The sequence below is a fragment of the Limimaricola sp. AA108-03 genome (assembly GCF_050847355.1).
In the GTDB taxonomy this organism is placed as follows: Bacteria; Pseudomonadota; Alphaproteobacteria; order Rhodobacterales; family Rhodobacteraceae; genus Limimaricola.
In genome coordinates, this window is record NZ_CP193756.1 from 58,820 (window position 1) to 83,910 (window position 25,091).

The 25,091-nt window shown below is 64.0% G+C and carries 23 protein-coding genes and 1 riboswitch; of the genes, 16 read left to right on the forward strand and 7 right to left on the reverse strand.

The genetic code is table 11. The features are described from left to right. Window positions 1–306: 306 nt before the first annotated feature. From ACRAQ3_RS15905 to ACRAQ3_RS15915, 3 genes are all read right to left on the reverse strand, one after another. The gene (locus ACRAQ3_RS15905) at window positions 307–540 is read right to left on the reverse strand and encodes a hypothetical protein (RefSeq protein ID WP_432256476.1); all 234 of its coding nucleotides are present in this window, start codon (window positions 538–540) and stop codon (window positions 307–309) included. A 39-nt stretch (window positions 541–579) separates the two neighbouring features. Beyond that, the gene (locus ACRAQ3_RS15910; RefSeq protein WP_432256477.1) at window positions 580–1,065 is read right to left on the reverse strand and encodes a hypothetical protein; all 486 of its coding nucleotides are present in this window, start codon (window positions 1,063–1,065) and stop codon (window positions 580–582) included. A 1,490-nt stretch (window positions 1,066–2,555) separates the two neighbouring features. Further along, window positions 2,556–3,146 (reverse strand): NAD(P)H-dependent oxidoreductase, encoded by a 591-nt coding sequence (locus ACRAQ3_RS15915; RefSeq protein ID WP_432256478.1) that lies wholly within the window; start codon window positions 3,144–3,146, stop codon window positions 2,556–2,558. A 513-nt stretch (window positions 3,147–3,659) separates the two neighbouring features. Continuing rightward, window positions 3,660–3,877: riboswitch (cobalamin riboswitch) on the forward strand. Here ACRAQ3_RS15915 and ACRAQ3_RS15920 point away from each other — a divergent pair. The 7 genes from ACRAQ3_RS15920 to ACRAQ3_RS15950 all read left to right on the forward strand — a co-directional run bounded on the left by ACRAQ3_RS15920 (window position 3,838) and on the right by ACRAQ3_RS15950 (window position 10,369). After that, the gene (locus tag ACRAQ3_RS15920; protein WP_432256479.1) at window positions 3,838–4,056 is read left to right on the forward strand and encodes an iron chelate uptake ABC transporter family permease subunit; all 219 of its coding nucleotides are present in this window, start codon (window positions 3,838–3,840) and stop codon (window positions 4,054–4,056) included. It overlaps the preceding riboswitch by 40 nt. A 52-nt stretch (window positions 4,057–4,108) precedes the next feature. Continuing rightward, window positions 4,109–4,330 carry an iron chelate uptake ABC transporter family permease subunit gene (locus ACRAQ3_RS15925; RefSeq protein ID WP_432256480.1) on the forward strand — a complete coding sequence of 74 codons (222 nt, stop codon included), beginning with the start codon at window positions 4,109–4,111 and terminating at the stop codon, window positions 4,328–4,330. 149 nt (window positions 4,331–4,479) lie between these two features. Further along, complete coding sequence (locus ACRAQ3_RS15930; RefSeq protein WP_432256481.1) at window positions 4,480–5,376, forward strand: DMT family transporter; 897 nt, start codon at window positions 4,480–4,482, stop codon at window positions 5,374–5,376. 164 nt (window positions 5,377–5,540) lie between these two features. Continuing rightward, entirely contained in the window at window positions 5,541–6,728 is a 1,188-nt protein-coding gene (locus ACRAQ3_RS15935) for an MFS transporter (protein WP_432256482.1), read from the forward strand. A 361-nt stretch (window positions 6,729–7,089) separates the two neighbouring features. Further along, window positions 7,090–8,175 carry a DUF475 domain-containing protein gene (locus ACRAQ3_RS15940; RefSeq protein WP_432256483.1) on the forward strand — a complete coding sequence of 362 codons (1,086 nt, stop codon included), beginning with the start codon at window positions 7,090–7,092 and terminating at the stop codon, window positions 8,173–8,175. 340 nt (window positions 8,176–8,515) lie between these two features. After that, entirely contained in the window at window positions 8,516–9,106 is a 591-nt protein-coding gene (locus ACRAQ3_RS15945; RefSeq protein WP_021693939.1) for an exopolysaccharide biosynthesis protein, read from the forward strand. Window positions 9,107–9,211: 105 nt separating this feature from the next. Then, a complete protein-coding gene (locus ACRAQ3_RS15950; RefSeq protein WP_432256484.1) occupies window positions 9,212–10,369 on the forward strand; it encodes an HPP family protein in 1,158 nt (385 codons plus the stop codon). A gap of 14 nt (window positions 10,370–10,383) precedes the next feature. Here ACRAQ3_RS15950 and ACRAQ3_RS15955 read toward each other — a convergent pair whose 3' ends face one another. Next, complete coding sequence (locus tag ACRAQ3_RS15955) at window positions 10,384–10,977, reverse strand: ATP-binding protein (RefSeq protein ID WP_432256485.1); 594 nt, start codon at window positions 10,975–10,977, stop codon at window positions 10,384–10,386. A 193-nt stretch (window positions 10,978–11,170) separates the two neighbouring features. Here ACRAQ3_RS15955 and ACRAQ3_RS15960 point away from each other — a divergent pair, with 193 nt between their 5' ends. From ACRAQ3_RS15960 to ACRAQ3_RS15980, 5 genes are all read left to right on the forward strand, one after another. Continuing rightward, window positions 11,171–11,761, forward strand: coding sequence for an NAD(P)H-dependent oxidoreductase (locus tag ACRAQ3_RS15960; RefSeq protein ID WP_432256486.1), 591 nt, complete (start codon window positions 11,171–11,173; stop codon window positions 11,759–11,761). 328 nt (window positions 11,762–12,089) lie between these two features. Beyond that, entirely contained in the window at window positions 12,090–12,890 is an 801-nt protein-coding gene (locus tag ACRAQ3_RS15965; protein WP_432256487.1) for a cytochrome ubiquinol oxidase subunit II, read from the forward strand. After that, a complete protein-coding gene (locus tag ACRAQ3_RS15970; protein WP_432256488.1) occupies window positions 12,887–14,998 on the forward strand; it encodes a cbb3-type cytochrome c oxidase subunit I in 2,112 nt (703 codons plus the stop codon). Before ACRAQ3_RS15965 ends, ACRAQ3_RS15970 begins: the two co-directional genes overlap by 4 nt. After that, complete coding sequence (locus ACRAQ3_RS15975) at window positions 14,995–15,624, forward strand: cytochrome c oxidase subunit 3 (RefSeq protein WP_432256489.1); 630 nt, start codon at window positions 14,995–14,997, stop codon at window positions 15,622–15,624. Before ACRAQ3_RS15970 ends, ACRAQ3_RS15975 begins: the two co-directional genes overlap by 4 nt. Continuing rightward, the gene (locus tag ACRAQ3_RS15980) at window positions 15,621–15,971 is read left to right on the forward strand and encodes a cytochrome o ubiquinol oxidase subunit IV (protein ID WP_432256490.1); all 351 of its coding nucleotides are present in this window, start codon (window positions 15,621–15,623) and stop codon (window positions 15,969–15,971) included. Before ACRAQ3_RS15975 ends, ACRAQ3_RS15980 begins: the two co-directional genes overlap by 4 nt. Window positions 15,972–16,050: 79 nt before the next feature. Here the strand turns inward: ACRAQ3_RS15980 and ACRAQ3_RS15985 are convergent, their stop codons facing one another. Then, a complete protein-coding gene (locus tag ACRAQ3_RS15985; RefSeq protein WP_432256491.1) occupies window positions 16,051–17,472 on the reverse strand; it encodes a TrkH family potassium uptake protein in 1,422 nt (473 codons plus the stop codon). Between the two features lie 192 nt (window positions 17,473–17,664). Here ACRAQ3_RS15985 and ACRAQ3_RS15990 point away from each other — a divergent pair, with 192 nt between their 5' ends. Further along, a complete protein-coding gene (locus tag ACRAQ3_RS15990; RefSeq protein WP_432256492.1) occupies window positions 17,665–18,765 on the forward strand; it encodes a hypothetical protein in 1,101 nt (366 codons plus the stop codon). Between the two features lie 4 nt (window positions 18,766–18,769). Beyond that, entirely contained in the window at window positions 18,770–19,429 is a 660-nt protein-coding gene (locus tag ACRAQ3_RS15995) for a Fe2+-dependent dioxygenase (protein ID WP_432256493.1), read from the forward strand. Window positions 19,430–19,498: 69 nt separating this feature from the next. Here ACRAQ3_RS15995 and ACRAQ3_RS16000 read toward each other — a convergent pair whose 3' ends face one another. Beyond that, window positions 19,499–19,873 carry a YkvA family protein gene (locus tag ACRAQ3_RS16000; RefSeq protein ID WP_432256494.1) on the reverse strand — a complete coding sequence of 125 codons (375 nt, stop codon included), beginning with the start codon at window positions 19,871–19,873 and terminating at the stop codon, window positions 19,499–19,501. 144 nt (window positions 19,874–20,017) lie between these two features. Beyond that, the gene (locus ACRAQ3_RS16005) at window positions 20,018–21,277 is read right to left on the reverse strand and encodes a cation:proton antiporter (protein ID WP_432256495.1); all 1,260 of its coding nucleotides are present in this window, start codon (window positions 21,275–21,277) and stop codon (window positions 20,018–20,020) included. A gap of 348 nt (window positions 21,278–21,625) precedes the next feature. Here ACRAQ3_RS16005 and ACRAQ3_RS16010 point away from each other — a divergent pair, with 348 nt between their 5' ends. Both ACRAQ3_RS16010 and ACRAQ3_RS16015 read left to right on the forward strand, forming a co-directional pair. Beyond that, window positions 21,626–22,216, forward strand: coding sequence for an exopolysaccharide biosynthesis protein (locus ACRAQ3_RS16010; RefSeq protein ID WP_432256496.1), 591 nt, complete (start codon window positions 21,626–21,628; stop codon window positions 22,214–22,216). A 256-nt stretch (window positions 22,217–22,472) separates the two neighbouring features. Continuing rightward, the gene (locus tag ACRAQ3_RS16015) at window positions 22,473–24,983 is read left to right on the forward strand and encodes a PAS domain-containing protein (protein WP_432256497.1); all 2,511 of its coding nucleotides are present in this window, start codon (window positions 22,473–22,475) and stop codon (window positions 24,981–24,983) included. The last annotated feature ends 108 nt before the right edge of the window (window positions 24,984–25,091 follow it).

Sequence of the window (25,091 nt, forward strand, 5' to 3'; positions counted from 1 at the left end):
TCCTAAGAAATTTGTGGGAATCGAAGTTTCACTGGCCTTGGCAAGAAAAGCTGCGCTTCCCGGTTCTGGAGCGGAAGCGCAGCCTTCTTGGAATGACACATCGTGGGCAGTGACCCAAAAAACGCAGCAGCGGCGAGAAAGTTCCGGCGGCCATGACCCATTTCCCGTGGCCGGAGAAAGCCACTCGAACCGGAGCGGATACAATTCGTCTATGCTCGAACGAGGAGGATCTGGCCACCCGACATTCAACGGTCGACCAGCTTACGAGAAAGCCCGAGCCGGTTGCAGCTCCGCGTCAGGTAGCAGTCATTCGGTAACGGCAGGATCGACCGTCTCTACCTCCGCTTCATTCTCGGTTTCCTCGATAAGGGCGGGGTCTGCTGTTTCGAGGCCTGCCTCTTCCGGATCGAACAGCCCGAAGAGCCAGCCCAGCAGTAACAGTCCGAGAAGTGCGGCGAGCGCGATACCGATCCACTTGCCCATGCTGTTGGCCTTATTGCCACCGGCGTTCGTTACCTTGGGATCGCGATAATCAGCCATGTTGATGTTCCTTTCTATGTCATCAACGCTCTCAGAGCGTCAGTCGCGTCGCTCGTTCAGCCGAGCGCTCCGCCTGTAGGAACGGGTGTAAGGGTCTGCATGATCAGGATCGCGTTGCGCGATCCGATCCTCGTCGATCCTGCGGCCCGTTGGATCGCTGTGAGGATAGAGCTCCGCCGTGTGGAACTCTGCTGACCGCTGATCAAGATCATAGGCCTCCGATTCCGGTCGCCGCATGATTTCCTGCACACGTTCGATCTGACCTTGATCGACTTCCGCGGATACCACGTAATCTCCGTTGCGGACGCTCTGCTGGTATGTTCTCAGGTCTTCATCCGGCAAATGCAGGTCGTATAGCTGGTCGAAGTAACGGTGATCTCCACGCGCATCCCCTGTGAGAACCCTATTGTCAGTATCGGGGATGACATGAATGTAGCCAGGCGAAATACCAAGGCTTTTCAGCTCTTGGCGCACGAGATCGGCAGTAGCATAGGTGCGATAGATAGCCGTGACATTCCTGTGCATTTTTCAGCCCTCCATAATGCCACTACAAGGCAGAAGCTCCTTGCGGAGTTCCACTGCCTTGATGCTCGGAGGCCGTCCTCGGTCGCTGAACTGGCCCCCGTTTCGACCGGACCCTCAGACGTAACCATGAAGACTTAGGCATATGCCTGAGCATGTGTTTATTTCTGACTACGAGATCATCACCGGCGCCGGTCGCAGGCGCCGCTGGAGACTTCTCTCCGACGCCGTGAACGCCGAGACCTCTTAGCCTGGCTCGTGCCTTGGCAACATTCGAATGTTGGCGAGCAGAAGTCCAGATGCACGAGCAAGTCCGGTCAGCGAGTATCCGACGCTTGCTGATCACCGACGCAATGGCGGTGGTTCCCAGGTGCAACTTGCAACCACCCGCAGAGAGCTCTCGGCCAAGCCGCATTCTCATTCTGGCCCGCAAGTCGAGAATGCTAGTGGCGATTGCCCCTCTGAGCAAGAAAGCCCGGATGCTCTACGCCATGACGGCAAAAAGCGATGAGCTTTGAGGGTTACTGCTTCTGCCGGAGTGGCGGCGGGTAGGGCGCTCGCTCGAAAACAGCTGGAGAAGCTGCTGTATGAAAACGATCGGACATTGCCCGTCGTCAGATACCCTGCGCTCCCTCGCCGCCGGTTTCTCTCCTGACTTTCTGTTTGTGGCTCCGCTCCGGACCGGTGCGCTCGATCTCCGGCATCTTTGCCTTGGTGCCTTGAACGTTTTGCGGATGCGGGAGGAAGGCAGGTCACTGTTGTCGCCCAGCCGGGCGGTAGGAAGCCTTGGAAGAGGCGATGAGAGAGCGTTTCGGAACCGGACGGGCGACCTTTCCTAGGAAGGGGTCTCGAGTGCGCCGGCGGCTGCGTGACCTCCATGTATTCCTACGGGCAATTGCAAGCGGACGCCCTCTTGCCGTTGGCGGAATTTGCCCTTGGCCTCGGCTTGACAGTGACCAGCCTGGTTCAGGCGAGGGGTGTCGGCATGGGGGCAGGGGTCAGCCTCGCTCCAGGTGTTGACGGCACGTATTGAATTCCGCAAGGGAACTATTAAGGGGCCGGAAACGATGATAGCTGCTCCCGGATGACATGAAGCTCCTTCGGTAGGGAAGCCCATGAAGTGCAGAACCTATAAGAGCAACATCATTCCGATGCCGATGCGGCCCTTTGTTCTCCTCTCGTGGGCCTTGATCGTCGGGGGCACGGCGATGATGGTCCTCGCTGGAGTTCCCGTGATCATCATCGCCACAGCGCTGCTTTTGTTCATCTGGTGGTGGAGGCTGAGTTGAAGCCGTCCCAGCGTATCGGGTCGGGCAAGCCATGCAGCTCCCTCTGCATTCAGGCAAGGATCGACGGACCGCGCCCGCGCCCCGAAGCAGTATAAACCATCAAGGCGTTTGTGCTGGCTCGCCTTGGCGGCGCCCTGCGCCTTTACAGGGGAGCGTAGTAACCATGTGGGACGGGCCAGCACATCCTGCTTCAGGGCGCGCTCCTCACTGCATCAGCTTCTCGGCGTATTTCACTAGTCGCTGCGCTTGGAACGCCACAGACTTCTTGCCTGTCTCGTCCAGCGGACCGGGCGTGCAGGAATAGCCATAGGGGTTGCCGCCGTCCTCGAACTTGATCGGGTCCGAATAACCTGGTGGCACGATCACGGCCCCCCAGTGCATGGCAGTGACGTAAATCGATTGGATCGTCGTCTCCTGTCCGCCATGGGGGTTCTGTGCGGATGTGGTCGCGGTCACGGCCTTGTTTGCCAGTGCGCCCGATTGCCACAATGGCCCCAACGTGTCGACGAATGCCCGGAACTGGCTGGCGGGGACACCGAAGCGCGTTGGTACGGAGATGAAGTAGCCGTCGGCCCATTCCATGTCGTCTAGCGATGCTTCGGGAATGTCTTTCATCCGCTTGAGTTGCTCGCGCCAAGCATCTTGGCCGTTCACCACCTCGGCCGGGGCCGTCTCTCGGCAACGGCGCATGCGCACTTCGGCGCCAGCAGCTTCCGCTGCCCCGGCCGCTTCAAGCGCGACACCGTGGTTGGTGCCGTAGGTGGAATAGAACAAGACGGTAATCTTGGTGGGCATCTCGGTATCTCCGGTTGCAGGATCTCCCGCCGAACGGTTCGCAAGACAAAAGGATCCGGTTCTTGCATAGATCCGTCACCCTAGGAGAAACGGCAAAGAGGGATGTTGTGCGAGCGGCCCAAGAGCTCATGCGACATAAATCGCGCGGTGTGCCCTCTCGCCCGCCTTGCCAACCGCCGTGCGTCGGGTAAGCTTCTTCCTGTTCCATGCCGGAATTGCCCCGGCCTCTCCTCTGATCCGCAAGGGGAGGGGCCGGCCCCCTCCTTGGGCATTCGTGTGCAGGGCCGTCAGCGGGCTATGGGTAGGTCGTCGACCTGTCCCATTCGGAGAACGGCCGTCGTGGAGCGGCTTACCCCTCCAACGATTGATGGCCTGAATACCACCCGCCTTACAGTCTTTGAGGCTGGCCGCCCGACACAGCATTGGCAGGCACCGATGCGCAGAACTTACAAAGTCCCCCGTTAAAACAGATATTACGTGCAGATCATGCCATGCTCTTCGCGGGCGCAGCATGGCATCTCGTCCCACGATGGTTTTCGAAGGCGACGCGGGGTGACACGGGAATACGGTGTCGTGGAGCCAGCAGGTGCCGACTCCGTGACTGCCCCCGCAACTATGAGCGGCGAGCGATACCGAGGATACCACTGGGTGTCATGGCCCCGGAATGGTCGTCATGGCCTAAGCCAATGCGATGATTTTCCTTGGCGATCCGCGCGCTTCGCATACCGCACTGTTCTGGATGCTGGGTGGTCTCGGCTTGGCGCAATGGTCGCACCTGGTGTTCCCCGCCCTCGTGTTCTCCCTCTGCGGACCATGGCTATGGCTCAGGGCACAGGATCTTGACGCAATGACGATCGGTGACGAAACCGCCGCAACGCTCGGTATTCCGGTTGCAAGGTTCAGGCTCTAGGTTTTCAGCGTGGGTGCGTTGCTGACCGGCGTGATGGTCGCTTTTTCCGGGGGTGATCGGCTTTGTCGGGCTGATGGTCCCCCATCTCGCGCGCATGATGGTCGGCGGCGGCAACACCCGGGTGCTGCCGCTGTCGGCGCTGCTCGGCGCGTTGGTACTGATCTGGGGCGATCTTGTTGCCCGCATCCTGAGGGCGCCGCAGGAACTGCCGGTTGGCGTGGTCACCGGCTTCGTGGGCGGGCTGTTTATCGTCTGGCTGCTGGGGCGGCGATAGGCGAGCGATCGTTGTTCACTGACTGTGAGCGCTGTTGAACGGTGATGACGGCCCTGTCCCCAGTGCACGTGCTTGCAGAGCTGGGAAAGCCCGTCGCCCTGCGCTAGTGAAGCGCGAGGACCCACGCTGCGGTTGAGGAGCACGCGAAGATGACCCCCAGCATCGCCCGGCCATCGGGCACCGCGCCGCTCTATGCCGCCCTGTGGATGATGGGCGCGGTGACGGCCTTCACCTCGATGGCGATTGCGGGCCGGGCCGTGTCGATCGAGCTCGACACCTTCGAGATCATGGCGTGGCGGTCGCTGATCGGCATGGCGATCGTTGCCATTGTCCTGAGCCTCGGGCGCCGCTGGCACGAGGTGACGCCGCGCCGCCCCGGCCTGCATCTGGCGCGCAACATTGCCCATTTCGGCGCCCAGAACCTGTGGTTCTATGCGCTGGCCTCGCTGCCCTTGGCGCAGGTCTTCGCCTTCGAGTTCACCGCACCGCTCTGGGTGCTGGTGCTGTCGCCGCTGCTTCTGGGCGAAAAGCTGACGCGGCCGCGCGCCATCGCGGCGATCCTCGGCTTCCTCGGGATCGTGATGGTCGCGCGTCCCGGCGCCGCCCCGCTCAGCCCCGCGCTTCTGGCCGCGGCGGGCTGCGCCCTGGGATTTGCCTTGACCTACATGCTGACCCGGCGCCTTACGACGGAGGCCCCGGTGGCCTGCATCCTGTGGTGGATGACCGTAAGCCAGACGGTGCTCGGCTTTGCCTGCGCCGGGTTCGACGGCGACATCGCCGCCCCCTCGCAGGCGGCCCTGCCCTGGATCGGCGTGATTGCCGCGGCCGGGCTGGGCGCGCATTTCTGCATCGCCAACGCGCTGCGTCTTGCGCCCGCGACCTTGGTGATGCCGTTCGACTTCCTTCGCCTGCCGGTCATCGCGGTGGTCGGGCTGGTGCTCTACGACGAACCCATCGGGCTCCTGATGCTGATCGGCGTCACGCTGATCCTCGGCGGCAACTACCTGAACATCCGGGCCGAGGCGCGGCGGCCCGAGGCGGCCTGAGCTTGTGGCCCCCTCACCCTGCCGTGGAAGACGGCCGTCAAACGACACACACGCCCCTCTTGGGAGGCGAGCCCAACCTGACCTGTTGCAACTCCTGCCCCTTGCGGTCGCCGGTGCCGCGCATATGGTCACCCGGCTTAAAGGGTTCGGATGGAGGCGACGTCATGACAGCTGCGGCTCGTTCTGGAACCTACCTGGCGGTTCTGTCCGTTCTCGGGATCACGCATCTCCTCAACGACCTGATGCAGTCGCTGATCCCGGCCGTCTACCCGATCCTGAAAGCCTCCTACGCGCTGGACTTCGCCCAGATCGGGATGATCACCCTGACCTTTCAGGTCGCCGGCGCCCTGCTACAGCCGGTCGTGGGAATGGTCACGGACCGGCGCCCGGCGCCCTATTCGCCCGTCGCGGGTATGATGTTCACCCTCACGGGACTGATCAGCCTCGCCTTCGCGGCGAGCTACGCGATGATCCTGATGTCGGTGGCACTCATCGGCATCGGGTCCTCCATCTTCCACCCCGAAGCAACCCGAACCGCGCGCTATGCGGCCGGCGGCCGGCAGGGGTTGGCGCAAGGCATCTTTCAGGTCGGCGGGCAGACCGGTGGCGCTCTCGGCCCCGTGCTGGCTGCCTTCATCGTTGTCCCATGGGGGCAACCAAGCCTCGCCTGGTTCGCCCTGGCAGCTCTGACCGCGATGATCCTGCTGACGTGGATCGGCCGTCAACAGGCCCGGATCAGCGCCGCATTCGCCCAGCTTCGTGCCCAGATCAAGAAAGGCTCCGACGCGCCCCAGCATTCGCGTTCGACCGTTGCGGTCGGCCTCGTCGTCCTGACGCTGCTGATGTTCATCAAAAACGCCTATGGGGAGAGCTTCCGGTCCTTCTACACGTTCTATCTCATCGAGCAGTTCGAGGTGTCGATCCGCACCTCCCAGATGATGCTGTTCGTCTTCTTGCTGGCCGCCGCCATTGGCGTCCTGATCGGTGGCATCGTCGGAGACCGCATCGGACGGTATCGCATCATCTGGATTTCGATCCTGGGTCCGCTGCCACTGACCCTGCTCTTGCCCCATGTCGACCTGTTCTGGACCGGTGTGCTGACGGTGATGATCAATCTCATCATGGCCAGCGCCTTTGCCTCGATTCTGATCTACGCGATGGAGCTCCTGCCGAACCGCATCGGGCTCATCGGCGGGCTGTTTTACGGCCTGAACTTCGGCCTGGCCGGTATTGCCGCCGCGATGCTCGGGGTTCTGGCCGACAGCTATGGCGTCGAGACGCTGTACCAGATCTGCGCCTTCCTGCCCTTGGCCGGCCTTCTGGCATGGTTCCTGCCAAGGATCGAGCATTGACGTCGTCGACGAAGGCCGTGCGATAGACTGTGCATGAATACCTGTGTTCGAATGGCCGTCGCCCATGATCCTCGGTAAGGGAACTGGCTTCCCAGTCTGGTACGGCACGCCGTGCGCTAGCTATGGGGTAAACGCAGGGGCCATGGCGCTTGCCGACAGCCTAGAGCCCTGAATACTGGATATCGGTGTGGCCGGTCTTGAGTTCGCCGTTGACAGTTTCGCGTCCCGGAACCGTTTGCGCTTTTCCGAAATACCCCTAAGCATGCAGCACGAACCCGATGACCGGGCCCCTCTGGCGGAAGTGACGGCGCTTCCGTGATGTCGGCATCGAAATCGATCTGCCTTCATCAGGATTCCCGCCATGTCTCATACTCGCACGCCTGCCTCCCACGGAGGGGCAGGCCCATCGCAGCGGGGCGTTCTGCGCCACTTTCGCTGGGCCTTCGCCGTCACCGCGATTGGTCTCGCCTTGGGGGCCGCCCTGGGCTGGCAGTCCTCCGGCACCCTGGGCGGAATGGCGACGGTCTTCATGATCTGCGCGGTGCTCGCGGTTCTCGAGATCAGCCTGTCTTTCGACAATGCGATCGTGAATGCCAACAAGCTGAAGCAGATGACGCCGGAATGGCAGCACCGCTTCCTGACCTGGGGCATCCTCATCGCCGTATTCGGCATGCGGATCGTGTTCCCGCTGCTGATCGTCGTCATCGCAGCGCGGATCGGGCCTTGGGAAGCGGTCGTTCTCGCCGCGTCGGACCCCGATCGATACGCCCGCATCATGCAGGAGGCGCACCTGCCCATCGCCGCCTTCGGCGGCACCTTCCTGATGATGGTCGGCCTGTCCTTCTTCTTCGACAAGGAGAAGGACGTGCACTGGGTGCGGTGGTTCGAGCGCAAGATGGCGCAGTATGCCACCATCCGCGGGGTGGAAGTGGCCATCGTTTTGCTGCTCGTGCTCGCTTTTTCAAGTCAGCTGCAAGAGGCGCAGAGCGAGATCTTCTTTCGCTCGGCCATCTGGGGGCTTCTGACGTTCCTGTGCGTCGAGGTCGTCGGAGGGCTCCTCGACCATTCCCGCGAAGCGGCGACGGCCGGGGCGAAAGGTGGGCTCGGCGCCTTTCTCTACCTTGAGGTTCTGGATGCGTCGTTCTCGTTCGACGGTGTGATCGGGGCCTTCGCCTTGAGCCAGAACCTGTTCGTGATCGCGATCGGGCTGGGCATAGGCGCAATATTTGTCCGCTCGATGACCATCATGCTCGTCGAGAACGGTACCTTGACCCAGTATCGGTATCTCGAACATGGCGCGTTCTACGCGATCATCGCCCTGTCGGTCGTGATGTTCGCCCAGTCCCTGGTTCACATTCCGGAGGTCATCACCGGGCTGGCCGGGGCCGTGCTGATTGGCATCTCGCTTTGGTCCTCGATTGCCTGGAACCGCCAAAACACGGCGTAGAGGAGGAAAGCCTGCGCGCGCGGGGCCACCCATGCGATGAGGAAAGGTCCTTCCATCAGGAACGCTGCGTGCAGCAAGGGCATCGTGCTTGGGTTCAGTTCACTGGCCATTCCGCCGATCAGTGGTCGCAACGCGACGGCAGAGCACACCGGATATCATTCCGCAACATGCCGGTCGCCGGGCAGGCTTTGGGGCAAGGCCGGCCTGCCTTGCAGAAGTTGCCCGTGACTTGCCCTTGGACGAGCCATCTCGCGCCGTGACTTATCGAAGTGGCTTTGGAAACTCGGCGACGGCCCGTGCCGTTGAGTGCCGTAACCGAACCGGATTTTCCGAGGTCCCCATGGCAGACGAACGCAGGCGTGCTCTCAGCGAGGTTCTCGACCAGCTGGAAAGCTCGGTCCAAGGGGACAGCATCGCGATCTCCGACGTGATCGAGAAGCTGGGACACAAGTCGTTCGCCTCCCTGATGCTGGTCTTCTCGCTGATCTCGACGTCGCCGGCGAGCGCCATTCCCGGCATCACGACCGTGGTGGCGGCGATCGTCTTCATCCTCGTCGTGCAGATGATGATCGGGCGCAAATGTCTCTGGCTGCCGGAATTCATCACCCGTCGGCATATGTCGGCCGCCAAGCTCTGCAAAGGGATCGGCTGGCTGCGCAGGCCTGTCCACTTCGTCGAGCGTTACCTGAAGCCCCGCCTGACCTTTCTCTTCCATCGCCCGTGGCTATGGTTGCCGCTGATCCTGATCCTGTGTCTCACCCTCTTCATGCCTGTGATGGAGATCGTGCCGACCTCGGGTTCCATCGCGTCCGCCGTCATTGCCCTGTTCGCAGCCGGGCTTCTGACCCGCGACGGTGCCCTGGCGGTGATGTCCCTGGTCCTGCTCATCGCGGTGCCGGTCGCCGTCTGGCAGTTCGGGTTTGCCGGCTGACGGGGGCCGTCGGCTTCATGTCCACGGGGCATTCTCCGTCGCATCCTTCAAGGCCGATGGCGACGGCGGCCTGAGGCAGCCACAGCATTTTCCATTTGCCTGAATATGCGGCAGAAGCATCGCAGTCCGCTTACCGAGCAGGCGGCTCACAAGAGACAGATCCCCGCGATGCACCCTTTCCACCACCTCTTCCCCGCCATGGGGCGCTTCCCGGTTCCGGAGCAGCTCAGGGCCGCGGGCGGAGCCGCCTTCGGCCTCGCGCTTTGCGGCCTCGTTGCCGCGTTGAGCCCCGACGGCTTTGGGCTGCCACTCGTGATCATCGCCCCGATGGGCGCGAGCGCGGTCCTGCTGTTCTGCGCCCCCAACAGCCCGCTGGCCCAACCCTGGTCGGCCATCCTCGGCAACACGAGTTCGGCCTTGGTCGCGCTTCTTGTCATCGCCCTGGTCCCGCCGCCCTGGACGGCGGCGGTGGCCGTCGGACTGGCGATCCTCGTCATGATGCTGCTGCGCGCTCTGCATCCCCCCGGAGGCGCGGTCGCCTTGCTGAGCGCGCTCGATCCGGAGCCTGTTCTGAATGCCGGGCTCTGGTTCGTCATCGGACCCGTCGGTGTGGTGACGGTGGCACTCGTGCTGACTGCCACCGGATACAATCGCCTCACCGGGCGAGTCTATCCCTTCCGGCAGATGGAGGAGGCGGCAGATCGAGCGGGCCAACGCCTCGGACTGACAAACGAGGACCTGGAGGCGCTCCTCGCGCGGTTCAACCAGTCCGCCAACATGGGGGCCGCGGATCTCGGCCGGGTGCTGGCTGCGGCCGAGGAGGTCGCGGTGCGACAGCGATTCAACGGGATCACCTGCGGCGATGTCATGACCCGACCCCTGATCACCACCTCACCTGACGCCTCGCTGGCCGATGTCGCAGCGCTGTTCCGCGATCACCCGATCAAGAGTGTGCCGGTTTCCGGGCCGGGCGGGAGACTGCTGGGTCTCGTGTTGCAGGCTGACCTTCTGCATCCCCTGATCGCTGTCGACGGGGCAGGGCGGTGCGGCCACTCATCGGAACTCACCGCCGGAGATGTCATGCGACCCCCGGCTGAGATCGCCTCCCATGACCAGCCGATCGGATCTCTCCTGCATCGGTTCGCCCGGCAGGGTGCCGAAGTCGTGCCCGTCATGCAGGAAGGCCGCTTGGCCGGTGTGCTGACCCGATCGGACGTCTTGAGGCTCGTTCTCGAGGTCTCGCGCGAGCCCTCCCGAGCATAGCTGCTCCGCGGAAGTCAGGCCTTCGGGGCGGCGGAGCGTGCGATCCGCCTCTGCTCCTCCGCTGGGGCCGCCGCCGGCATGGTCCTCGTGAAGACGACATTGCCGCTCCGCATCTCGGCGGTCAGATGACCTCCATGCGCCCGGGCGATTTCGGACGCGATGTAGAGCCCCAGGCCGATCCCGGAGCCCTTGCTGTCCTTTCCCCGCGAGAAGGGTTGGAACAGCCCGCGCAGCACCGCGGCCGGGATGGGGCGCTCGCATTCGACACGGTGAGCTGGAAGATCCCGTCCAGAACCCGGGCCTCGACCCGCACGGGGAGATCCGGCGAGCCATGGGTGACGGCATTGCTCAGCAGGTTCGAGAGAAGCTGGCCCATGCGGGCGCGGTCGCAGTCGATCCGGTCGATCGCGAGGTCGACATGGATCTCGCGCGGCGTGACGGCTTCGGTCTCGGCCACGACCTGCGCGAACTCCGATCGCAGATCGGCTTCGGGATCGCGTTCGATGGGCGAGCCCCTGTCGGCGCCTGAGGTCAGACGGTCTGCCTCTTCCAACCCCTCCTCTGAATTCCGAGAGGGATAGTTTTTGGCCAGAGAATTGAAAACTCACACTGCAACCGAAGGGGAGGGAGGCCGCTTCGCCTATGACTGGGCGGCATTCACATGGGCCGAGCGCGTTTCCAGACTGACGCGCGTTGGCTCGGCGCCCCAATAATGATCATGGAGAGCATCTCCGATGCGGCAAGGGACCTATCTGCCTGGCAATCCGTTTGGCCAAAGATCCACCAATTACGGGTAAGCTCATGGCCGCGAAGATCACCGTCCTCTTCTATTCCACATACGGCACCAATCATGGCATCGCCTTGCAGGCCGCAAGTGCTCTCGAGGCTGCTGGGGCTGAGGTGCGGTTGCGGCGATGCCGGGAGACCGCGCCGCTCGACGTGGTCGAAGGACAAGAAGCCTGGCGAGATCAGCTTCAGAAAATGCAGGACATCCCTGAAGCTACGCTCGATGACATGGAATGGGCCGACGGCTATTTCATCTCCGTGCCGACCCGCTTCGGTGTTCCCGCGAGCCAATTCCGCGCTTTTGTCGACACGCTGGGCCCGCTGTGGCAATCGGGAGCCTTGGCCAACAAGGTTGTCACCGCGACCACGTCAGCACAGAACCCGCACGGCGGTCAGGAAACGACGATCCAGTCGATCTATGTAACCGCCATGCATTGGGGCGCGATCATCGTGGCGCCCGGCTACGCGGACCCGGTGAAGTTCGAGGACGGCGGTAACCCTTACGGTTACTCTTGCACGCCAGGTCCCCTCGACGAGAGTGGGAAGCAGTCGGTGGCATTTCAGGCCCGGCGGCTGGTGGAGTATGCCGAGAAACTCGGTCGTTGAAGAGGCTGCGCTTCAGACGAGGGAAGCGCGCTCGATCAGCGGCACTGTTGGCGCTACTTGTGTTTCACGAATGCCCCTGTCGGCAAGCGACTGACCGGCCCTTCTTTTCTGGCGCTGGAATCTTTCCAGGTGGCACTGCGATGAGGGCATCTCCCCTGCGCTACAAGCACAATAGCATTCGGAACGGTGCGGCCGCATGAAACCGGCCGGCCGAAATACGAGGGCTGGCATTGAATGGGGGCGAGCCCTTCGGAGGCTTCTGGTTCTTGGTGCCATTGTGCTATTGCCGGGATGCGGGATCGAGAGCTTCCTCGATCCCCAAGGACCGGTGGCCGCGCAGCAGCGCACGCATTTCTGGTTGGTCGCCGCGTTGATGGTGCTGGTCGTGCTGCCCGTCCTGACGCTGACGCCTTGGCTGATCTGGCGCTACCGCGATCACGGCGGGGCGGACTACGAGCCGCGATGGGCGTTTTCGCGCGGATGGGAGGTCGTCCTGTGGGGCGGTCCAGCACTGGTGGTCACGGTTCTCGCGGCGTTGCTCTGGATCAACACGACGCGGCTCGACCCTTACGCGCCGATTGTCTCGGAGGTCGATCCGCTGCGCGTGCAGGCCGTCGGTTACGACTGGAAGTGGCTGTTCCTCTACCCGGACCTCGGCATCGCCAGCGTCAATCTGCTGGCCTTTCCAGCCGGGCGGCCACTGGAGATCGAACTGACCTCGGCCACCGTGATGCAGTCGTTCTTCGTGCCGGCGCTTGGTAGCCAAGTCTATGCCATGGGCGGCATGTCGACATGGTTGCATCTCGAAGCGGATGCGCCCGGGCGGTTCAAAGGCGAGAACTCCCAATACAACGGTAAAGGTTTTCACATGCAGAAGTTCGAGGCCGTGGCGATGACCGAGGCAGCGTTCAGAGACTGGGCACGAGACGCTGCAACAGCACCGGCCCTCGACGCGGCAGCTCTGGACGCTCTGGGCCGGGAGGGTGTGGCCTCCGATCTGGCCCGCGCGCTGGACCGCCAAGGGGATGAGATCCTGTTCGGCGGCCTGCCGGCCGAGCTTTTTGCGCGGGTGATGTCCGAGACCGCCAAGGCCCCGACGGCCCCGCATCACGTCGCCGCCGGTCGATGACGCTTTCGGACTTCCTCGATGCCGCACTGGGGCGGCTCGACTGGAACGCCCTGCCGTTCTGGGAAATGGTAACGCGTCCGAGCGCATCGAGCATCATCAACGGCCTCATCGCGAGCGGCGCGGCGGGGATCATGGTGCTGGGCACTCTGGTCACTTTCTGGGCGCTGACACGTCACAAGCTCTGGGGAGCACTCTGGCGCGATTGGTTGACCAGCCTCGATCACAAGAAGATCGGCGTCATGTATATCGCGCTTGCCTTCGTCATGCTGGCGCGGGCGCTGGCCGAGGCGTCGGTGATGCGCACCCAGCAGGCGGTAGGTCTGGGGGGCGGTTTTCTCAGCCCCGAGCATTTCGGGCAGCTCTTTTCGACCCATGGCACGATCATGATCTTTTTCATGGCCATGCCGTTCCTGACCGGCGTCATCAATTTCGTGATGCCATTGCAGATCGGCGCGCGCGACGTCGCGTTTCCTCTTCTGAACTCCGTCAGCCTCGCACTCACCGCGGCGGGGGCGGCGCTCGTCATGGCGTCGCTGCTGTTCACTCCGTTCTCGATCGGCGGCTGGAGTGGCTATCCACCCTTCACCGAGATCGCCTACAGCCCGGACGTCGGGCCCGACTACTGGATCTGGGCAGTGACGTTGTCGTCGCTCGGCACAACGCTGGCCGGGATGAACTTCGCGGTGACGATCTACAAGAAACGCGCGCCGGGAATGGCGATGTTCCGGATGCCGTTGTTCTGTTGGACTGCGTTGTGCGTGTCGATCCTGATGATTTTCGCGATGCCACCCCTGACGCTGGCGACCGCGATGCTGGCGCTCGACCGCTACCTGGACTTTCACTTCTTCACCAATACAGGGGGCGGTGACCCGATGCTCTATGCCAACATGTTCTGGCTGTTCGGGCATCCGGAGGTCTACATCCTGATCCTGCCCGCTTTCGGCGTCTACTCCGAAGTGATCTCGACCCTCTCGGGCAAGAAGCTCTACGGCTACACCTCTCTGGCACTGGCCACGATCTGCATCGCGGTGCTCTCATTTACCGTCTGGGTGCATCACTTCTTCACCATGGGGCAGTCGGCCTCACTCAACGCGGTCTTCGGCATCGCGACGATGCTGATCGGCATCCCCACCGGCGTGAAAGTCTATGACTGGATGCTGACGCTCTATCGGGGCCGCGTGCGTCTGGGCGTGCCGATGATCTATGCCGCGGGCTTCCTGATGCTGTTCGTCATCGGCGGTGCCACGGGCATCGTGCTGGCCAATCCGAGCCTCGACTATGTCACCCACAACACGCTTTTCCTCGTCGCGCATTTTCACAACATGCTCATACCCGGCCTGCTCTTTGGCATGCTTGCGGCCTATACCTTCTGGTTTCCCAAGGCCTTCGGCTTCCGGCTCGAGGAAAAATGGGGCCGCCGCGCCGCCCTCTCCTGGCTCGGGGGGTTCATTCTGGCGTTCTTCCCACTCTACGGCCTGGGACTTCTCGGCATGCCACGCCGGACGGTGGCCTTCTTCGAGACCGCCTACCTTCCCTTCACACTCACCGCTCTCGTTGGGGCAGGGTTGGTGCTCTTCGCCTTCGGCTGCCTTGTCGCCCAGTTCGTCGTCTCGATCCGCGAACGCGAGCACCGGCGGGTGCCCGTGGGCGATCCGTGGGATGGACGCAGCCTCGAGTGGTCGATCCCGGCGCCGGCACCGGAGTGGAATTTCGCTGTGCTACCGAAGGTGGAGACCCGCGACCCCTTCACCGAGGCCAAGGAACAGGAGTGCGCCTACCTGTCGATCGAGGATTATGAGGACATCGAGATGCCCAGAAACAGCGCGGTCGGCCCGGTCATCGGCATCGCGGGCTTCGCCTGTGCCTTCGGTCTTGTCTGGCACATATGGTGGCTGGCGATCTCTGGAGCACTGCTTGGCCTCGGCGCGACGCTGGCGCGCGGTTTCGTGCGCGACACGGTTCGGATTGTTCCGGCGGCAGAGGTGCGCGAGGCGCATGAAAGCTGGCTCGCCCAGGTGCATGCCACGCCGCGCGTGACCCGGCACGAGGAGAACACGCCCGCAAATCTCGGATATGCGATCCCGGCCTCGCAGGAGGAGCAGTCATGAACACCGAAACCGGTCGGCACCCCGGCCTGAACCTCGGCAGCGGCCATGCCGACGCGCATGGCGAGGCCGAAGCCTTGGTCTTCGGCTTCTGGGTCTTCATGATGAGCGATCTCGTCACCTTCGGGCTGCTGCTCGCCACTTATGTGACGATGCTGGACAACCTCGCGGGCGGACCGGGTCCGAAGGACTTGTTCGAGCTGAGGCCCGTCTTCATTGAAACCATCGTGCTTTTGACCTCGAGCCTGACCTACGGCATGGCGGTGCTGTCGCTGAAGCACGGCCCGGGGCACCGCGTCGGCCCGGTGCTGGCGTGGCTTGGCCTGACACTGATGCTTGGATTGGCTTTCGTGGCGATGGAGGCCAAGGATTTGCACGCGATCCTTGGCAAAGGCGGTGCGCCGCAGCGTAGCGGCTTTCTCTCCGCCTACTGGGCGCTGGTGCCGTTGCACGCCTTGCACGTCATGGCGGCCGCCCTCTGGCTCATGGCGATCGCGGCACAGATCTGGCGCTTTGGCCTCGATACGCCGGTTAAGACGGCGCTCCTGCGGCTTGGCGTGCTGTGGCACTTCCTCGACGTGGTCTGGATCGCCATCGTCTCGGTCGTCTTCCTCGGAGGACTGGCATGAGCGCGCCCGTCGAGACGGAGGACGAAACCGGCACCCCCGATGGCACGCCCCAGCAGGAGTTGCGCTCCTATCTGTGGGGCTACGGATTGTCGCTGCTGCTGACGCTGCCGGTCTTCGGGGCAGTCGCTTCGGACTGGCTGTCGCAGACAGCCCTGTGGTGGGCCATCGGCGCGGCCGCGCTGGGGCAGATCGCGGTGCAGTTCCGTTTCTTTCTGCATATCCGGCTCAAGGGGCAGGCGAAGGAAGACCTGCAACTCATCCTCTTCACGGCCCTGATCCTCGGCATGATGGGTGGGGGCACGATCTGGATTCTGCACAATCTCGATAGCCGGATGGGCGGGCCGTGACGTTCTTCGCGTCGCCGGGCAGGAACTGGCATCGAAGGCGTGGGGGCTTGGTGCTTCGATCCGCAACGGCCACGCTGCTTCATGCGGCTCCTTCCTCCCAGAACAGCCGGGTCAGCAACACGAAGACGGTCAGCATCTCGAGCCGCCCGGCATACATGCCGAAGCTCAGAAACCATTTGGCCAGGTCCGGCAGGGGCGCGAAGTTGCCTGCCGGGCCGATGATCGGCCCCAGCCCGGGGCCGACATTGGTGACCGCCGTGAGCGCCCCTGTGATGGCCGTCACAGGATCGAGCCCGATGAGCGCGAGTGCGACGGCAAGCCCGAAGACCGTGAGCGCAAAAAAGGTGAAGAAGGCCGCGACGCCGCTGATGACGTCATCCTCGACAGACCGTCCCTCGTAACGGATGGGAAAGATCCCGCTTGGGTGCAACAGTTGCCGCGCACTGCTCCCGATGCTGCGCGACAGGATGATCCAGCGCATGATCTTCACGCCGCCGGCCGTCGAGCCGGTGCAGCCGCCGATGGCCGTCAGGAAAAAGAATGCCACCTGCGCCGCAGGTCCCCAGAGCGTGTAGTCCACTGTGGCGAAGCCGGTGGTGGTCACCACGGAGACCACGTTGAAGGCGACCTCGCGCAGCGCCGGCAGCGGCATCGCGTCGTGATCCACCATCCGCCAGAAGGTGAGCAGCAGGATGACGATGGTCAGCCCGATGGCGAAGGCCCGGACCTGCTCGCTGCGGAAGATGCCGCGGTTTGCTGCGCGGATATACCAGACGAAGGGCAGGGCCCCGCAGAACATGAAGAACGTGCCGGCCCATTGCAGGAAGGCGCTGTCGAAATGGCCGAACGACGCGTCATGCGTGGAATAGCCTCCGGTCGAGAGCGTCGTCATGGCATGGGTGACCGCATCGAAGGGCGACATGCCGCCCACCAGATAGACCAGCAGGCACAGGGTGGTCAGCCCGACATAGATCCACAGGGTCGCGGCGGCGACCGAAGTTGCGCTGTGGAGCTCCTTCTCGCCGCGCTCGGAGCTTTCGGTGCGGAAGAGCTGCATGCCCCCCGTGCGCAGGATCGGTAGCAGCGCCATGCCGGTGACGATGAAGCCGACGCCACCGATCCATTGCAGGATCGCGCGCCACCACAGGATGCCATGCGGTTTCTCGTCGAGCCCTGTCAGCACCGTGGAGCCGGTGGTGGTGATGCCGGACATGGCTTCGAAGAAGGCGTCGGTCGGGGTCATGGCCCAGAGCCAGAGCGGCAGGGCCCCGACGGTGGCCCCGGTGAGCCACATCGTCGCCGTCAGCAGGAAGGTGTGGTTGCGCTTCAGCCGCCCCTTTGCATCCCACGCCACCAATGTGAGGGCGGTCCCGACGAAACAGGCCAGACCGCCCGCGGTGAGAAAGACCCGCCAAGTCGCGGGAAAGAACAGTGCGTCGAGCGTCAGCAGCACGCCCATGAACAGGCAGGCGATGCCGTTGATCAAGAGAACGAAATGCAAGGGATTTCTCCTGTCCGGAGGAGTCGGCCCAGGTTGTGCGACGGAGAGGGCCAGCGCTGCCGGGATCTCAAGCACCATTTGAGGCGAACCGCAAGCCGGCCCGCAGGTTACATCGCCGGGTCGCCGCTTTGCTTGACCTCCCAGTCGCGACCTGTATCTCTGACGCAAACAGTAGGATTTAGGAGCTCGATCATGAGCACGATCACTCGCAAACCTCGCCGTGTCGTCACCGCCCGCCGCGTTCTCGCGCTCGGCGCGTCTGCCGCCATTATCGGCTCCGCCGCCGGGGCCGCTTCCGTCGCCACCGACCTGTCGGACCCAAAGGGCCTCGTCCACCAGATCGAGGCCGAAGGTGAAGGCGCTGTCGAGATCGAAGCCGAGGGCGAAGGTGCCGCGGAACCTGAAGGCGAAGGGGGCGCGATAGAGGTCGAAGGCGAGGGTGAAGGCGTCGCGGAGGCCGAAGGCGAAGGTGAGGGCGCTGTAGAGGCCGAGGGCGAGGCCGAAGGTGAGGGGGAAGGCGCCGTGGAGGCCGAGGGCGAAGGCACCGTAGAAGCGGAGGGCGAAGGTGAAGGTGCCGTGGAGGCCGAGGGCGAGGGTGAAGGCACCGTGGAAGCCGAGGGCGAAGGCGAAGGTGCCGTGGAGGCTGAGGGCGAAGGTGAAGGCGAAGCCGCCGCTGCCGGCGAAGGCGAGTCCGAGGGCGGCAGTTCGGCGCTCGAGCCTGCTCTGGCCCACGCGCGCAGCCTGCTGGTGATCGACGGGCTGCTGCGCGCCGCCGAGGCGCAGCGCCAGAGTGGCGAGGACGCGGCCGAGCTGATCGAGGAGGCCGCCGAGTTGGCGGAGCATGGGCTCGAAGGCGCGCTCGCGGGCGAGCTTTATGAGCGCATCGAAGAACTCGAAGCGGCCGCGGACGACCAAGGCTTTGCCGAACTGCACGAGCGTCTTGCTGCCGCCCGGGCTGAGGCCACGGCCGCGGATCGGCTGGAAGCGATCTCCTTGGGGCTGCGCGCGGCCGGCGAGCACTACGCCGAGGCGGTCTCGGACGGCGCCGTGAGCGATCGGACGGAATACCTTGAAGCCTTCGGGATCTATGAGGCGGTGAAGGCGGAGGCCGATGCACTGGCGGCATCGGATGAGGCCGCGGTTGCCGAGGTCGGCGCAGAGGTGCGCGCCCAGCTCGAGGAGGCCGGTGCCGCGTTCGGGGGATCGGCCGGCGAAGACATCGCCACGCCGGAAGCCAGCCTGCTTCATGCCGCCGCCGCGCGGGTCGAGCTCTCCGCTCTGAAGCTGCGCTGATCCCATGGTCCATGTGATCGGAGGCGTCCTCGATCCCCACGAGGTCGCCGCGCTCCGCGAGGCGATCGAGGCGCTTGAGTTCGAAGACGGTCGGCGCACCGCCGGGCGCTATGCGAAGGGCGTGAAGAGCAACGAGCAGGCGGCGGACACACCGGCCCGCGAGGCGATCTTCGCCAAGGTGCGCAAGGCGCTCAGTTCCAACGAGGTGTTCACCAGCGTGGCCCGTCCGCGAAAGTTCGCGCGGATGCTGGTCTCGCGCTATGGACCCGGCATGGCATACGGCACCCATGTCGACGACCCGATCATGAAGGGCAGCCGGACCGACATGTCCTTCACTCTCTTCCTGAGCGAGACCGACAGCTACGAGGGCGGCGGTCTCGTCATGGAGGACGCGATCGAGGAGCGGGTGATCCGGCTGGAGCCCGGCGACCTCGTGCTTTACCCGACCAGCGCTTTGCACCGGGTGGAGGCGGTGGCGCAGGGCACGCGCGTGGCCGTGGTCGGCTGGGTCACCAGCTGGGTGCGGTCGGCGGAGCGGCGCGAGGTCCTGCACGATCTCGATGTTGCTGCGCGCGCGGTCTTCGACAGCCAGGGCAAGTCGCCGGCCTTCGACCGGCTGCTCAAGGCCAAGAGCAACCTCTACCGGATGTGGGCCGCCGACTGAGGGCGTCTCCGCCGCGTCTCGCTGGGGAGGGCGTGCTCGGTGCCTCGCGTCTGGGGATGGCTATGGTTCCTACCGGAGCCAGGCCATCCCCAGCAGCGTGGCCCCGAGTATCCAGATACCGATCACGGCCGCGGCGGCGATGGCGCTGCGCGGCCGGGATCGCCGCAGGGCCGCCTCCCGGAATTCCTGCATGAGCGGAGAAGGAATCAGCCGCAATGCCAGCATGATCCCGAGCGGCACGATCAGCAGATCGTCCAGCTGCCCCAGTAGCGGAATGACGTCAGGGATCAGGTCGATCGGGCTCAGGGCGTAGGCCGCGACCGCCCCGGCGACCAGCTTCGCGGTGAGCGGCGTGCGTGGGTCGCGCGCCGCGATCCACAGAGCCAAGACATCCCGCTTCAGCGCGCGAGCCCAAGAGCCGATCATTTCTGAAAACGCGGCCATATGTGCGCACCCCCGCCATTTCCTTTGCTTGCGTGCCTGTCGTGGCATGCGCCGGTGCCGAATACCGCCCCTCATGAGGGAAAACTCGCAGAGCAGATTTCCCTTCGATCAACGTCGCGCCAGTGATCCAACTGGTCGCGGCAATCAAGCCGATCCCCCCTCCCGCTCCCAAGGCCCTTCGGCCCCGGCATTCCCGGCGATGCGTCCGTAGATCGACACCCCGATACTGGCTGTTACGCCGTGCAGCACGACCGAGGCGGTCACGGCGGCGCTGGTGATGGTCCATGTCCGCGGGTCATGCAGCATCTCCCGCGCGTGCAGCGCGTAGTAGATGGCCGCCACGCCCACGGGGCCGAACCAGCCGAGGAAGACGGCATCGCGTCGCTTCACCCCCATGAGGGGCGCCAGCATCAGGAGGGTCAGCGGCCGGCGGAGCGCGAGAACGCCAAGCGCGAACAGCCCGAGCGTCCAGCCCTGCGCCGCCCACGCGCTCCAGGGCAGCAGCGCGCCGGTCAGCACGAACACCGGCAGGGTGAAAAGCTTGGACACCGCCTCCTGGACGTTCTCGTCCTCCATTTCGGCCTTGCGGTCCACCAGCGTGTTGAAGGCGATGCCGGCCACGAAAGACGCAAGAATTCCGTCGGAGCCCGACGCATGGGCGGCACTCACCGCCAGCAGCGACAGCGCCACCGTCATTCCGAGGATCGAGCTTTCCGCCACCCAGCCTCGGCGGTCGCCGATGCGGAGAATGAGGGCGGTCGCGCTGCCAAGCGCAGCACCGATGACCACGGCCAAGAGAACCCCCACCAGAATGGTGTGGCTCAGGAAACGGCCGAGCCCCGCCTCGGTGCCTTCCGTCAGAAGCAGCAGCGGCAGGAGCACAAGCAGATAGGCAAGCCCGTCATTGGCTCCGGATTCCGTCGACAGGATGGTTCTCGTATCGCGCGGCAAGGTGCTCTTGGCGACTTTGCCCGTCACGATCGAGGCCGCGACCACGGGATCGGTGGGGGTGATCGCCGCGCCCACCGCGAGAGCCATCAGCGGTGCCAGCCCGAAGGCGAGCCAGGCGAGGCCGCTGGACACGGCCCACATCAGGAGAAGGCCCGGTCCGAGGAGCAGCAGCAGCGGTCGCCGCGATCTCGGCAGGTCCTGCGCCGGAATGCGCAGCGCCACGCCCATGACCGAGATGGCCAGTGTCAGCCGGGCGGCTTCCTTCAGGATCACATGCGGGTCGCCCCAGTCCTCGGGTCGCATCCACCCGAGCCCCACCGGGCCCGCAGCCACCCCGATCGCGAGCGCCAGCAGGGGCCGGGACAGCGGCAGCTTCTGCAAGAGACCGGAGGTCAGGCCGAGCCCCATCACCGTCAGCGCGGCAAGCGCCATGGTCAGGTAGAGCTGCTGCATGGTCTTCCTTTCGCCAGATCCATCGAAGGGCCAAGCGAAAAGCCACATGAGGGTTCCCCGGCTTCACAAGCGGACCCGCCGGGCTTCCTCCGAGACCCTGCAAATCTTGTGCGGTCAGAGGATGTCTAACAAACTGTCTGAGCCGCTATGGCAAACCCGAACTGATATCACTCCATGACAGCATCTCGTTGCGGCACGTCGCTCAAGCACCGGTCGGCAGGCCATTGAGATTTCCATGGCGCTATTCTGGTCCAGCCTCGCATCGCGGTTTCATCGGCGCGGCATTCGAAACCGGATGTCGATCCGTGCCGTTGAGCGCCTGACCTGAACGCGATGCCCCGAGGCCCCATGGCAAAAGAACGCACGCGCGCCCTGAGCGAGGTTCTCGATCAACTGGAGAGCTCGGTGCATGGAGAAAGCATCGCGATCTCGGAGGTCATCGAGAAGCTTGGCCGCAAGTCGTTCGCCTCGCTGATGCTGGTGTTCTCGCTGATCTCGACATCGCCCGCGAGCGCCATCCCGGGCATCACGACCGTGGTGGCGGCGATCGTCTTCATCCTTGTCGTGCAGATGGTGGCCGGACGCGAATGCCTTTGGCTTCCGGAGTTTATCACCCGTCGGCATATGTCGGCCGCCAAGCTATGCAAAGGGATTGGCTGGCTGCGCAAACCGGTGCACTTCGTCGAGCGTTTCTTGCGTCCCCGCCTGACCTTCCTCTTTCACCGCCCGTGGCTTTGGCTACCCCTGATCCTCATCCTGGGATTGACGCTTTTCATGCCGGTCATGGAGATCGTGCCGACCTCGGGCTCCATCGCGTCCGCCGTCATCGCCCTGTTTGCGGCCGGTCTTCTGACCCGCGACGGCGCCCTGGCGGTGCTGTCGCTGATCCTCTTGCTTGCAGCCCCGCTTGCCGTCTGGCAGTTCGGGTTTGCCGGCTGACCGCCCGGCAAAGCGGGCGTCCGGAAATTCCAGACTTCATTCAAATCTCTACCCCAGAGAGGCAGGTTGCCGTTTGCGGGCCCGTCTTTGATCCGCGTCGAGCGGTAGAGGCCGGCCGGCGGGTTTTGGTTCGATTGAAGACAAAGGCGGCGATTTCGGGCTCGCACTGAACTTCTCCCAAAAGATATGGTATGTCCGATGACGCTCGCTCAAGGCGAGCTATGCGCTGGCAGTTCCGGTCTGCCTTGGAGAGATGATGATCGAGGAAGATCCCGATATGGACAGGGTCCTGGACCGGATTTCAGGCTGCGGAACCTATGAGTGGCATGTTCTCGAGAACCGCCTCGTCTGGTCCGAAGGGCTGACAAAGCTCTATGGCCTTCGCCGCCCGCCGACTGCGGAACAGGGTTTTCTGCAACTCGTGCATCCCGAAGATCGGCTACGGGTTGAGGCTGAAACACTGAGCTTTCTGGAAGCCGGAGACAGCTACGAGCACGAATTCCGGATCGTCCGTCCTGACGGACAGGTTCTCTGGGTTCATGACCGTGGAACCATCGCGCGCGACCCGGCCGGGAAGGCTCGGCGTCTGCATGGCCTCAATATCGACGTCACACGGATGCGCGATACTCAGGCGGGTCAACAGGAAGCCATGCTGGGCACAGCACGGGATATCGGCTTCTACGAATATGATGTGGCGCAGGCAAAGCCCTGGTGGTCCGAGGGGATGTATCGGGTTCTCGACCTGCCGCCCACGCGAGATCTCGATCTGGATCGTATCACCGAAGAGCGGGTGCACCCCGAAGACCGCGCTCGCCTGCGCGGTTTGCAGGATATGGCGTATCGCAGGCTGGGTCCCTTCGAAATCGAGTATCGCTTTTTCCAGCGAGATGGGGAGGTTCGGTGGATCAGGGACCGAGGGGAAACTCTGGGACCGCTGGACCCGGTCAGCGGCTTGGCCTGGCGCATTCGGGGCACGGTGACCGACATCACCGAGAGCAAGCGCGCTCACCCCACGACCCCGGCAGGCTCGGAAACCTTTCGCCAAGTGATCGAGGGGGCGCCCTTCGGCATCTGCGTGATCGATGCGGACTTTCGGCTCGTGCAGGTTAGTGCGGGCGCAGTGAAAGCCTTCGGCGGGATCACTCCATTGGTCGGTCGCGATTACCGCGAACTGCTGCGCGCGATCTGGTCCGAGCCTTTCGTGTCGGCCGTCATCGCTCGCATCCAGAACACCCGCGACACGGGCAAGGCGTATTGCGACCTGCTGGCGCAGGAGCATCGACGCGATCGCGATGCCGATGAAACCTACGCATGGGCGTTGAGACAGATCCGGTTGCCGGACGGCCGGCCCGGCGTGGCCTGCTACTTCTACGACTTGTCCGACCGCACCTCCCAGGAAGCGGCAGTGCGCGAGAGCGAGGAGCGGCTGCACCTTTCCCACGAGGCTGCCAACATGGGGGCGTGGGACTTCGACCTTGCCACCGGCGATGTGGTCTGGACCCCGCTGCTTTACCAGCTTCTGGGGCTCGATCCTGCCACGCCGGTCTCGACGGACCTGTTCTTCGAGATGATCCATCCCGATGACAGGGAGATGGTCGAAACAGAGCTGGCGCGCTCCCTTGAAGATGGAAAGAACTTCGATGCCGTGTTCCGGGTCCGGCGGCCTGACGGAGACATTCGCCATATCGCCGGGCGAGGTCGGGTCATCCGGTATGAGGGCGAACGGCCAGTCCGGATGATCGGCGTCGTCTTCGATATCACCGAGCGGCATCGCATGGAACGGAAGGCGCGCGACAGCGCCGAGCGGCTGCGCCTGGTGCTCGACAATGCGGTCGCCTTCATCGGCACGCTCGACCTCGAAGGGCGGATCGTGGAAGCGAACGCGATGGCGCTCGAGGCAGGCGGGGTCGGGCGTGACGAGGTCGTGGGGCAATTGGCTTGGGAGACGTATGGCTGGTCCTACGACCCCGAGGTCGCCGAAAAGCTACGCGCTTCCATCGCCCGGGCGGCCGCCGGTGAGGTCATGCGCTACGATGCCGTGGCACGGACGCCGGGCGACGGACGCGTGACCGTCGACATGCTGCTGTCACCCATCATCAACGATGATGGAAGCGTGCGGGAGATCGTCGTCTCCGGCTTCGACGTGAGCGAACGCGAGAAAGCCAAAGAGCATGCCGAGTTCCTGATGCGGGAAATCAATCATCGCGCCAAGAACACGCTCTCGCTGGTGCAGGCGATCGCCCGGCAGATCTGGCAAGCTGATCCCGACGAGTTTCTGCCCCGGTTCGAGAGCCGGTTGCGGGCACTCGCCCATTCGCACGATTTGCTTGTCAACGACGACTGGAACGGTGTGCGCCTCGGGGATCTGGTGCGCGGCCAGCTGGCACATTTCGACGATCTGATCGGCACGCGCATTCACTTGCGAGGACCGGAGGCCGCGATCACCGCGGAAGCCGCCCAGACGCTCGGCATGGCGTTTCACGAGCTGGCCACGAATGCCGGCAAGTATGGCGCGCTGTCACAGGAAGCCGGTCATGTCGACATCGTCTGGGATGTTTCCGATACGGCGAATGGAGACCGGCGACTGACCGTATGCTGGACTGAGCGGGACGGGCCGCTTGTCGAAGCCCCCACCCGTAAAGGCTTCGGAAGCATCGTGCTCGACCGGCTCGTCCAGGGGGCGTTCTCGGGCGAGGTGGAACTTGCCTATCCGCCCGAAGGCTTCCGCTGGCGCTTTATCTGCTCTGACGATTGCCTCATGGACTGATCGATCACAGATCTTGTCGAATGCGCGCCTTCCACATCCATTGATTGCGCTTTTCTAGGGGGTCGCTGGCGCCAGCCACCGACCTCCTGGAAAAGGTGTTTTCAAACC